We start from the raw sequence: 10,870 nt of genomic DNA on the forward strand, positions 1-10,870 counted from the left end.
TTCGTCGAGTTCCTCCCAGTCCGGAGCCGGCGGCTGGACCAGTCCGGGCAACATCCTCATTCGCTCTTCATAGAGGACCCGCCCCGCCTTGTCCCGTGGATTTGTCGGTCGGTACATAAACTGGTTCCCTTCTACGGTCAGGTCAGGTCGGGTCAGACCGGACCCGGCCTCTTGCGAGCCGAGATTGTTGGTCGGGGGCATGAAAGCGGCCCGGAGGATTTCTCGTCATGTCTGCTCCGTGCCGGACTGGGCCTGGTGGTCGGGCAGGTTGTTGATGTGGTGGTCGGCGGTGCTGAGGACTTCGGCCAGGAGCTGACGAATGTGCACACCCCGCACGCTGTAGAGGCTGTGTTGGCCGCTCTTGCGGGAGTGCACCAACCCGGCCAGTTTCAACTTGGCCAGGTGCTGCGACACCGCCGGCCTGGCGCCGCCAAGCTCTTCGGTCAGCGAGGCGACGTCGTAGTCCCGCAGGCTCAGTAGCCACAGGATTTGCATGCGGGTCGGGTCGGCCAGCATGCGAAGAAGCGTCGCGGCCGCGTCGACGATCTCGGCTGGCGGCGTGGACTCTTCCCACCCTCTCCTTTTATCGTGTGCATACATAAGCACCAGTATGGCATGGAGGCGGGTCTCGGGTTACTGCCCGAGCCTGGTGGCGCAGAAGAAAAAGGGGCGCGGCGATGAGCACCTCACTGTTTGCCGTTCGGCCCTACCTGCATCTATTCGGGGCTCAGCGCGTTGCCCTGGCCGGTAACGGGCTCGCCACAATCGCATTAGGGCTGCTGGCCTTCGAGCTGGCCGGCACCCGGGCAGCGGCAGTGCTGGCCCCCCGCTGACTATCAAGATGGTCGCCTATGTCCTGATCGCCCCGATAGCCGGGACGTACGCCGACCGCTTCAATTGAATCGCCCTGGCTCCGACGGTGCCAGGGCGATTCACCCCAAGAATTCCGCAAACCCCTCGCCCCGGCCACCCAGCGCACCAGCGGAGCCGACGCTCCGATCGTCCCCACCACCAACATCCACCCCAAAGTCGGATCGTCGCACGCAGCTGTGCGTAGCGGGATCGACCAGACCAACTCGCCCGGACCCCCTTGCCGGGCACCGGAGGCAGGCACACAGGGCAGCCCCGGGCTTCACCTACTTTGAGTACTATTCGCCTACCCGACTGTGCAATGGGAGGCCCGATGCCCGCGAACCATCTCGCCGGGACCTCGTACCGCAACGGCGCCGGGATCACGTCCCTGGTCGCCGGCATTGTCGCCGCGCTGGCCTCCCTCGTGCCCTTCGTCGGCGGCACCATCACCATTGCCGCCGCAGTAGTTGCCCTCGTATCCGGATGGATTGGCCTCAAACGAGTCGATCAAGGCGAGGCGTCGAATCAGCGTGACGCCGTCATCGGCACCGGCCTGGCACTCGCCGCGCTGTTCGTTGCGTTCCTAATCTTCGCCGCGACCCACAGCACCACGTAGAACTACGGTGCACCCCAGTCGGCCCGACCACCCGCCAGTCGCCGCCGCAAATGTCTAGTTCGCTCTTTGCAGGCAACCACCTGATGGCAAGAGCCTTTTTGTTCAGCAGAAACTGGCCTCCCCCCGCATTACCCCGTGAAGTCGCCGCCACCAGCGATCTGAACTGACGGTCCGGCGTACCGCATTACCCGAAAGAGAGTGCAGCGCACGTGAATTCCCCTGACTACTTCGGTCCAGAGGCGTTGCGCAGAGCGGGTTGGCGATCGTTATCCCTGGCCACTTCGCGGCTGCAGTTTCAGTGAGCGTGACGTCGACGATACGATGCTAGAAACGCTCGAGACATCCCACTCGGCTTCGGGATTGAGTCCAGGCATCATCTGAGAGAGCCTTGGCCGCCAGGTAAGGCGCCATTCATTGGGGAAGCTTCGCCGCAAGAGGTCGAGCATGATCGGCACCGCGGTCGACGCGCCGGGCGAGGCGCCGAGTAATCCGGCGATGGTCCCGTCGTCGCTTACAACAGTCTCGGTGCCCTGCCGTAGCGCGCCGATGCGTTTCTTGTCGGGAGTAACTAGCTGGGCTCGCTGTCCGGCGTGAATGAATTCCCACTGGCTCGGAACCGCATCGGGGTAGAGACGTTGGAGTTTCCGGAATCGTGCTCGCTTAGTCGAGGCAAGCTCGGTGATGAGATACCGCACGAGCGGAAGGCTCTGGAGGGCGGCGGCAGCAAGGACGTGCATGTTGTGCCACCGCAGTGTGGTGAAGAAGTCGGTGAGCCGTCCGTTCTTGAGTAGTTTGGTGCTGAACGTGGCATAGGGTCCGAACATCAAGTGCTCCGCGCCGTTGACGACTCGCTTGTCTAGGTGCGGCACGGACATGGGCGGAGCGCCGAGGTCCGCCTGGCTGTAGAGCTTCGCGTGGTGGCGGGACGCAACGCTCGGCTCGGAGCTGCGCAGGAACCCCGCTCCGATGGGAAACACTCCATAGCCTCGGACCTCCGGCAAACGGGCTTGCTGCAGGAGGCGTAGCGCATTGCCGCCTGCGCCGACAAACACACGCTGGCTGTGAATGGTGAACTTTCTCATACCTGCCCTGCCGGCCACCGTCCAGCCGCCATCATCCGCTCGGCGTAGTGAACGCACCTCATGACCGCAGAGAACCTGCCCGTGAGCACCGGCGATGATGCGGGTCAGCTGTTCGGTCAACGCGCCAAAGTCGATGTCGGTGCCCTCGGGGTGCCAGGTTGCCGCCATCTGCTCGCCGGCCTGCCGGCCCTCTGCCAGGAGCGGGGCCCACTCGGCGATCTGAGTGGGGTCTTCGCTGTAGCTCATGCCGGCAAACAGTGGATCCCTGCGCAACGTCTCGTAACGCTGCCGCAGGTACTCAATGTCTTTCGCGCCGAAAACGACGTCCATGTGTGGGACGGAATGGATGAACACATTTGGGTCAACTAGTCCCGTCTCGGCCAGATGGGCCCACCACTGCCGACTGACGAGGAACTGGCCTGCGATCGTGGCCGGCTTGCCGCCGTTGGCGGGGTCAGGCATGTAGTTCAGTTCGCAGAAGCCACTGTGTCCGGTACCGGCGTTGTTCCATGGCCCGCTGCTTTCGGAGGCCACCTTGCTGGCCCTTTCAACTAGCACAATGCGCCAGTCCGGCTGCAGGACAGCGAGCATCGATCCGAGCGTTGCCGACATGATGCCCCCACCGATCAGGACCACATCAGCATCGAGACGGTCCTCGTTTGGGGGCTGGTTTTTCTGCACGGGCATGAAGTCTCCTTCGAATCGGCGGCAATGTCCGCGACACCAAGCCTGCGCCGCCGCTACCCGTTCCGTCCAATGAATTATTCGGACGATATAATCCATTTATGGAACAGTGGATGGGGGTTTTTGCGCCGCAGCTACGGGCGTTGGTGGAACTGGCTGCCCGCAACGGGCATATGACTGACGCGGCGGCCTCTTTGGGGGTGCCACAGTCGTCGATGAGCAGGCGTATCCATGCACTCGAGCAGCAGCTGGGGGTGCCGCTACTGATCCACGATGGACGGGTGGTGCGGCTGACTCGAGCAGCTACAGACCTCGTTCGCGGCATTCGCGGACCGCTCGAGGAGCTAGAGCTGGCCCTCAATGCCGTTACTGGCCGGGCGGATCCGGAACACGGGACGGTTCGCTTTGGTTTCCCGCTGACGATGGGATCGGGCCACGTACCGGATCTACTCGCCGAGTTCCGCCGCCGTCACCCAGGTATCCGGGTGCTGCTCAAACAAGCACACGGGTCAGAACTCACGGCAGATCTTCTCTCCGGCGACCTGGATCTAGCGATCGTCATTCCACCGCCCGACCGGGCACGACACGAGATAATCGGCCAGCAAGAAATCGTGGCCGTCCTCCCGGCCAGTCATCGGTACGCCACCCTCGACAGGGTTCGGCTTGCCGATCTCGCCGGAGAGACGTTCATCGCCACCCCTGCGGCCTACAACATCCGGCGACTGACCGAGACCTGGTGCCAACAGGCCGGCTTCACCCCGGATATCGCCATCGAGGTCACCGAATTCGCCACCATCCGAGAGCTCATCGTCCGCAACCTCGGTATCGGGCTTCTGCCCCGCGACCAGCGCACACCACCAGGTCTTGCTGAAGTCTCGCTCGATGACACGCAATACCGTCGCGACATCGCTCTGGCATGGAGTTCGTCGACCACCGCCCCTGCCACTGAACGCCTCAGCAGCTTCCTTCTAGACAACTTCACCTAAGAGACAAAGGCCCTCTTGCGGTCGCATTGGCCAGGCCAAACGCAATGACCGTGGCGAGGGTCGCGACGACGGCCAAGACGGCGGCGGCCCAGATCAAGCTGCTCGCGCCCAACCAGCCCGCGATCGGATAAGTGACGAGAAAGCAGGCATGAGAGAGGGCAAACTGGGCCGTATAGACCAGATTGCGGTTCTGGTCTGTGGAGGCATCGGCAAGCAGCCGCGAGGACGGCGTGTTGACCAGGGACGTGCCCGCGCCGAGTAGCGCCCACGTACCCAAGAGCCATCCCCAGCCTGCAGCCGAGGTCGTGACCGCCGCAGTGACCGCTACCGCAGCTCCCAGCGCGATCGCAATCACGGCAACACCAGCCATCATCGTGCGGATCACCCCGACGCGTTCGACGATCCACGGTGTGGCCAATGCCACCAGCAGCGAACCGAGCCCGTAACACGCCAGGGTGAGTCCAAGCGCCGCGTCATCACGGTCCATCACCCCGCGGACGTAAACGACGGTATTGACCATCACCAGCGCAGTGCCGGCAGCGACCGCGACGTTGGCCGACATCAGGAACCACAGTGTTTTCGTGCGGGAGAACACCTCGGCCCCTTCCCGGAGTCGGCGCCAGAACGGGAGCCCGGAGGTCGTGACAGCTGCCGCCGGCAGGCGCGCTAGGAGTACAAACGCGATGGATCCGGCGAAACCGATCGCGGTGCCGACAAACAAGTCGTGGTAGCTCACCACGGCCAACAGTGCAGCGGCGAAAGCGGGCGAGAGCAGCGACTCGAGGTCATACGCCAGCCGCGATAGCGACAACGCACGGGTGTACTGACGCTCATCCGGAAGCACCGCCGGAATCAAAGACTGAAACGCTGGAGTGAATGTCGCCGAGGCCGATTGCAGCACGAACACCAAGGCATAGATCTGCCACACCTCAGCGACAAACGGCAGGAGCAAGGCGACCGCGAAACGAATCAGGTCCGCCCCCACGAGAACGGCTTTCTTCGGCAGTCGATCCACCAGCGCGGCCACCACCGGCGCCACTCCCACATACGCCACCATCTTGATGGTCAACGCCGTACCCATCACCGCGCCGGCATCGCGTCCAGCCAGGTCAAACGCCAACAATCCGAGTGCCACCGTCAGCAAGCCCGTACCCAGAAGCGCCACTACCTGCGCAATGAACAGCCGGGCGTAGGTCGGGTTCCGAAGAACCCCGACCATTACTGCGGTCCCGTCGGCACCGCCGGCACGAGATCAGTCCCATTTCGGTGATGGCGAGGTGTCCCCCCGAGGGCATGCTCTGCCTGGAAGATCGCGTCAGAGACCAGCTGCGAAGCATGCTCATTGGCCAATCGATAGAACACGCGCTGGCCCTCCTGTCTGCTCTCGACAATGCGGGCCAGTCGCAGCTTCGCCAGATGCTGCGAGATCGCCGCCGGAGTCTTGTCCGCCACGTCTGCCAGATGATTGACCGACATCTCCCCCGCCTGCCGCAACGCAAGAATGATCCGCACTCTCGTGGCATCGGCCAGCATCGCGAACACCTCCACGGCCAATTCGACGAACTGACTGCCCGGATCGAGCCCGCATATCTGCGTATCTGCGTCCATGCGCAGATTATTGCATACCTTGGCGCGGATCCCTGGTTCTTCGTATCTCCACTGGCGCAAGAGCTTGTAACCGTGGTTTCATTTCGGGTGTGGACAACGCGACTCCCGCCACACGCGGCCAGTGGGTGCTGCTGAGTTATCGGTTGCCTCGGGAGCCGTCGACGCCACGCATTGCGCTATGGCGCAAGCTCAAAAGACTCGGGGTGGCCCAGTTCGCCGACAATGTCATTGCCCTGCCCGACGACGCCCGGTCGCGGGAGCATCTGGAGTGGCTTGCCGATGAGGTCCTCGAGTGGGGCGGCCAGGCCGGGGTCTGGATCGCGTCGGCGACCACCCAGGCCCAAGAGCTCCAGCTCATCGAGCAGATGCGATCCGCCCGCGCCGCGGAGTACGCCGATCTCGCTGCCCAGGCATCCGCGGCTGTGCACGCAACAGAGGCGGAGCGAGTGAGTAGCCTGCGCCGCCTGCGCAATCAGTGGCGTCAGATCACCAGGCGCGACTACTTCCCCCCGCCTGAACGCACCGACGCCCACACCGCCCTCCGGCAACTCGCCCGCGCAGATGCGCAAGCCGCAGATAGAACTCAGACGAAGGAAACGTTGTGAAGTGGAGTACTCGCACCGGGATCCACGTAGATCGCGCTGCCTGCGCGTGGCTGATCACCCGGTTCGTCGACAGCGAGGCCGAGTTCGTCTTCGTTACCGGACCCGACGACGTGCCAGCAGACGCCATCCCGTTCGACATGCGAGGTGTGGAACTGTCCCACCACAACGGGGACTGCACGTTCGAGACCATCCTGCGTCGCTACGAGCTGGCCGACCCCGTCCTGTGGCGCATCGCCGAGATCATCCACGAGGCAGACCTCGAAGACGACCGGTACGAGGCCCCCGAAGCACCCGGCCTCGACACCGTCCTTCGCGGACTGTCCCTGATCGGCGACGACCACCACACGATGGCCGTCACCGCGCCGGTCTTCAACGGACTCTACGAATACTTCCGCCGGAGCCTGCTCGGCGGGCGGCCCGCCTGATCTCGCCCACCCCATTACCGAAACCAGGACGCTCAATCCCATGACCAGCGAAAACACCGCCGACATCCCGGCCGCTACCGAAGGGCCCCCAGCGCGAATCCGACCCGCGAACAGCGACGCCATCCCGCTTCGCGTTGCACTGCGCACCTGGTTCGCCATCAGCCTGCAAACCTTCGGTGGGCCAGCCGGACAGATCGCCGTAATGCAACGCGCCCTGGTCGATGAGAAGAAGTGGATCGGCCAAAAACGGTTCCTGCACGCACTCAACTACTGCATGCTCCTTCCCGGACCGGAAGCGCAGCAGTTGGCCATCTACACCGGTTGGCTACTCAACGGCACACGGGGCGGCATCGCCGCCGGCACTCTTTTCGTCCTCCCGGGCATGGTGGCGATGCTCGCCCTCTCGGGGATATACGTGGCGTTCGGCGACACCACGGCCGTCACGGCGATCTTCGCCGGCCTGGCACCGGCTGTGGTGGCGATCGTCGCCCAAGCCGTCCACCGGGTCAGCAGCCGCGCCCTGGCCAGTCGGGCACTGGTGCTGCTGGCAGTGGCCTCGTTCATCGCGCTGGCGGTCTTCTCCGTCGCCTTCCCCGTCGTGATCGTCGCCGCTGCCGCCATCGGCTGGCTCATCGGCCGACTTCGGCCCGACGCGCTGCAGAGCAAAGCCACGCCACGGGCCACCGACGCTGACGAACCGCCGCCACTCATCCCCGACGATGTCCTGCACTCCGAGCGACCGACCACACGACGCGCAGGGATGGTCCTGGCGATCGGTACCGCCGTCTGGGGGATACCGCTGCTCGCAGTCGCACTACTCACCGGCACCGACAGTGTGTTCACCACCCAGGGGATGTTCTTCACGGGCACCGCACTGGTCACCTTCGGCGGCGCCTACGCCGTCCTGGCGTACGTGGCCCAGCGCGCCGTCGAAGTCTTCGGCTGGCTCGCCCCCGGCGAAATGGTCCGCGGACTGGCCCTGGCCGAGACCACTCCCGGTCCGCTGATCATGGTCGTGCAGTTCGTCGCCTTCGTCGGCGCCTACCGCAACCCCGGCGATCTGGACCCGTGGATCGCAGGAACCCTCGGCGCCCTCATCACCACCTGGGTCACCTTTGTCCCGTGCTTCGTGTTCGTGTTCCTCGGCGCCCCGTACATCGAACAACTCCGCAACAACAAGGCTCTCTCCGCAGCACTGACCGGCCTCACCGCTGCCGTCGTGGGCGTCATCGCGAATCTCGCGCTCTACTTCGCCTTCCACACCCTGTTCGCCACCACCACCGGACTGCAGTGGGGCCCGATCCGGCTCGAACTGCCCGACCTGTCCACCTGGCAACCGGTCAGCACCGCCATCACCCTCATCGCGTTGATCCTGGTCTTCCCCCTGAAATGGCCAGTTCTCCGCACCCTGGCAGTGTGCGCAGCACTCGGCGCAGCAGCAGCGGTCGCCGGACTTCCCCTACCGTGACACCGACCCCCACGCCCATCGGACTCACGACCCACCAACCGCCTCCGGCACGCCCGCCGGCGCTGCGGCGGCGCTGCGGCGGCGGGGCGGAGTCGGAGGCGGAGAAAGCCTGGGAACACTTCAGGCTCCGTCAGCGCACCCGGTGCACCCGATGCCCGTCAGCGGTTCCCCGAAGCGGCCCCCGGTCGATCGGAGGCGCCGACTATGACGACTGCAGCGCTCGACCGAGGGACTGGGCTGCCGCGGTGATCCAGGTGATGTAGTCAGTGTTCTCGGGCAGAGTCTCGGTCACCTCCACTACGGGGATCCCGGACTCCTCAGCGGTGGCACGCAGGTTTTGGGAGACGTCGTCCTGCGTCTGAACGTTGTAGATCAGGGCGCGGACGCGCTTGTCGCCCATAAGTGCCAGGGTTTCAGTGATCGCCGCGGGTGAGGGGTCGGTGCCGTTCTCCATGGCCCGCTCGAACTCGGCCGGGGTCGCGTTGTCGAGACGCGCGGCCTCGATCAGGTAGTGCGCGATCGGCTCGGTCTGCACGATCACAGCGTCGCCATCAGCGGCCGCGATCGACGCGATCACAGTGTCCACATCGGCGAGTTGAGCCCGGAACGTCCCCGCATTGGCGGCGTAGGCCGCAGCATTGGCAGGATCGATCCCGGCGAGCTGCTCGGCGATGGCCGACGCCATGGCGCCGACCACGGCAGTGTCAAACCAGACGTGTTCGTTGATCGACCCGTGCGCATGCCCGCTGTGATCGTCGTGGCCACCGTCATCGGCACCAGCTTCCTCAGGCGTGTCGGCGGCGCGTTCTGCCAGGGAGAAGGCATCAACGGCGGGGATCGCGCTGCCACGGCCGCCCAGAACGTCATCGACGAACTGGTCATAGCCGCCGCCGTTGTAGACGACCAGCGAGGCCTCGGTAATGGCAGCGGCGTCGGAGGGGCTGGCCTCGAACGAGTGAGGATCCGCGGACGGTTCCTCGATGATCGCGGTGACGGTGGCGTGCTCACCTGCCACAGCCCCGGCAATGCTGCCCCACACGTTCGTCGAAGCCACGACGCTCACCTGCCCGTCGCTGGTGCCCACAGCCTCGTCGCTGCTGCAGGCGGTTAGAGCGACCGCCGCAGTCAGTGCTGATCCGATCAGGGCCATCGTGCGTTGTGCTCTGCGCACCGCGTACTCCTCAAACTAAACAGTAATGGGAATCATTCCCATTAAGGATGGTAGCGGGCGCCTATCGCTGGCGCGCCAGATGGCCCGTGACACCAGGGTCGCGCGGTGCGGGGCGATGTGGGGCGCCCCTATGCTGAGGCTAATGACAGTGGTGCGGCGGGTCGGTGCGCTGGCCCGCGGCGTCAGCACGGGAGCGGTGACGGCGCTGACGGCGGTCTCCGCACACGGCTGGTCCGGCGGCCACTGGCCGAGCGCTGGCCAGATCACCGTGCTGCTGGCGGTGTGTAGCGGGCTCGGGGCCATAGCTGGTGGGCTGAATGCGCTCGCTCGGCGGTGGACGCTGCTCGGGTACCTGACCGGCGGGCAGATGCTGTGCCATCTGATGTTGTCGACAGCGGTCGGGCCGGGACACCACGCCGGGCCGTCGATGTCGACGGTTAGCGCACACGCCGTTGCCGTCGGGATCGGAGTTTGCCTCCTGGTGGCCGTGGAGGCCGCCTTGCGGTGGTGTGTGGCGTCGACGGTGCAGGTGATCTCACTGATGGCCCAGCCGCATCGACTGGACGAGACCACTGGCATGCTCGCCGCGACGTCGGTCGCGGTGGTCGTCCTTCCGCGAGTGTGGGAGCGGGGCACGGTCAGTCGGCGCGGGCCCCCGGTCGTCGGTGCGAGCTGACCGCTACTCCTTCCCACACGAAATCGAGAAACCCGACATGAAGAAACTATTTGCCCGCGCTCTCACCGGCCTCGGCGTGGCACTGACCGCGGCGGTAGTCGCCGCTGGCCCGGCGGCAGCCCACGCCGCGCTGTCCGGAAGTACCCCTGCCGACGGATCCACAATCGAAGTGGCCCCAGAGCAAGTGACGTTGACGTTCAATCAGGACATTCGGCAAGACTTCCATGCGTTGTCCGTTCTTGGCCCCGACGGCACGCAGTGGGCACAAGGCGAACCCCGCGTACAGGGAAGGGACCCGAGCGTCGATCTCGATGGCCTAGGCAACGCTGGCCAGTACAAGATCGGCTTCCGGGTCGTTTCCGCTGACGGGCACCCGATTCAGGGCAGAATCGCGTTCGACTTCGCTCCGACCGCCTCCACACCCACCTCGGGCCACGGCGGGGCCGACAACGTGAAACTGCAAGCTCCCGAGGCGACAGAGTCTGCGGCCGCCTCGGACGAGAACGGCGGTTTCCCGATCTGGATCGCCACAGCGATCGCCGTGGTGCTGCTCGCCGGTGGCGGGTTGTACTTCGTGGCGTTCCGCGGCACACGCGACCACTAACCCAACCCCTTGCACGGGCGGGAGTTCACTCCCGCCCGGATGAGGCGTGCGTGGCCCGCGTCCTACCCGGTCGCGGGCCACGCGCCGGTTTAG

General features: G+C 65.1%; 12 protein-coding genes and 1 pseudogene. 8 read left to right on the forward strand and 5 right to left on the reverse strand.

Features of this window, described 5'->3' with window-relative positions; genetic code table 11:
• Positions 1-225: 225 nt before the first annotated feature.
• Positions 226-600 carry an ArsR/SmtB family transcription factor gene (locus tag G6023_RS10050; protein WP_182635278.1) on the reverse strand — a complete coding sequence of 125 codons (375 nt, stop codon included), beginning with the start codon at positions 598-600 and terminating at the stop codon, positions 226-228.
• A 77-nt stretch (positions 601-677) separates the two neighbouring features.
• On the opposite strand from G6023_RS10050, the pseudogene G6023_RS10055 reads away from it, so the two are divergent.
• Both G6023_RS10055 and G6023_RS10060 read left to right on the forward strand, forming a co-directional pair.
• A pseudogene (locus tag G6023_RS10055) lies at positions 678-892 on the forward strand (MFS transporter); the annotation flags it as partial.
• Between the two features lie 291 nt (positions 893-1,183).
• Entirely contained in the window at positions 1,184-1,468 is a 285-nt protein-coding gene (locus G6023_RS10060) for a hypothetical protein (RefSeq protein ID WP_182635279.1), read from the forward strand.
• Between the two features lie 266 nt (positions 1,469-1,734).
• Here the strand turns inward: G6023_RS10060 and mqo are convergent, their stop codons facing one another.
• On the reverse strand, positions 1,735-3,237 hold the full coding sequence (gene mqo, locus G6023_RS10065) for a malate dehydrogenase (quinone) (protein WP_182635281.1): 1,503 nt from the start codon (positions 3,235-3,237) through the stop codon (positions 1,735-1,737).
• Positions 3,238-3,335: 98 nt separating this feature from the next.
• Here mqo and G6023_RS10070 point away from each other — a divergent pair, with 98 nt between their 5' ends.
• The gene (locus tag G6023_RS10070; RefSeq protein ID WP_182635282.1) at positions 3,336-4,220 is read left to right on the forward strand and encodes a LysR family transcriptional regulator; all 885 of its coding nucleotides are present in this window, start codon (positions 3,336-3,338) and stop codon (positions 4,218-4,220) included.
• Here the strand turns inward: G6023_RS10070 and G6023_RS10075 are convergent.
• Both G6023_RS10075 and G6023_RS10080 read right to left on the reverse strand, forming a co-directional pair.
• Positions 4,213-5,439 (reverse strand): MFS transporter, encoded by a 1,227-nt coding sequence (locus G6023_RS10075; protein WP_182635284.1) that lies wholly within the window; start codon positions 5,437-5,439, stop codon positions 4,213-4,215. The two genes, G6023_RS10070 and G6023_RS10075, sit on opposite strands and share 8 nt — an antisense overlap.
• Entirely contained in the window at positions 5,439-5,828 is a 390-nt protein-coding gene (locus tag G6023_RS10080; protein ID WP_182635286.1) for an ArsR/SmtB family transcription factor, read from the reverse strand. Before G6023_RS10080 ends, G6023_RS10075 begins: the two co-directional genes overlap by 1 nt.
• An 89-nt stretch (positions 5,829-5,917) precedes the next feature.
• Between G6023_RS10080 and G6023_RS10085 the strand changes: the two genes are divergently transcribed.
• Genes G6023_RS10085 through chrA form a run of 3 tightly spaced genes read left to right on the forward strand, consistent with a single transcriptional unit; the run spans position 5,918 to position 8,326 of the window.
• Positions 5,918-6,433, forward strand: a complete 516-nt coding sequence (locus G6023_RS10085) for a Chromate resistance protein ChrB (protein ID WP_206680992.1) — start codon at positions 5,918-5,920, stop codon at positions 6,431-6,433.
• Positions 6,430-6,858, forward strand: coding sequence for a chromate resistance protein ChrB domain-containing protein (locus tag G6023_RS10090; RefSeq protein WP_182635288.1), 429 nt, complete (start codon positions 6,430-6,432; stop codon positions 6,856-6,858). Before G6023_RS10085 ends, G6023_RS10090 begins: the two co-directional genes overlap by 4 nt.
• Before the next feature lie 40 nt (positions 6,859-6,898).
• Entirely contained in the window at positions 6,899-8,326 is a 1,428-nt protein-coding gene (gene chrA, locus G6023_RS10095; RefSeq protein WP_182635290.1) for a chromate efflux transporter, read from the forward strand.
• Positions 8,327-8,528: 202 nt separating this feature from the next.
• On the opposite strand, the gene G6023_RS10100 is transcribed toward chrA, so the two are convergent.
• On the reverse strand, positions 8,529-9,476 hold the full coding sequence (locus G6023_RS10100) for a metal ABC transporter solute-binding protein, Zn/Mn family (protein ID WP_182635292.1): 948 nt from the start codon (positions 9,474-9,476) through the stop codon (positions 8,529-8,531).
• Between the two features lie 163 nt (positions 9,477-9,639).
• Between G6023_RS10100 and G6023_RS10105 the strand changes: the two genes are divergently transcribed.
• Positions 9,640-10,173 carry a hypothetical protein gene (locus G6023_RS10105; RefSeq protein ID WP_182635294.1) on the forward strand — a complete coding sequence of 178 codons (534 nt, stop codon included), beginning with the start codon at positions 9,640-9,642 and terminating at the stop codon, positions 10,171-10,173.
• A 37-nt stretch (positions 10,174-10,210) separates the two neighbouring features.
• A complete protein-coding gene (locus G6023_RS10110; RefSeq protein ID WP_182635296.1) occupies positions 10,211-10,777 on the forward strand; it encodes a copper resistance CopC family protein in 567 nt (188 codons plus the stop codon).
• Positions 10,778-10,870: the final 93 nt, after the last annotated feature.

It is taken from the genome of Dietzia sp. DQ11-71 (genome assembly GCF_014144995.1).
Lineage (GTDB): Bacteria > Actinomycetota > Actinomycetes > Mycobacteriales > Mycobacteriaceae > Dietzia > Dietzia kunjamensis.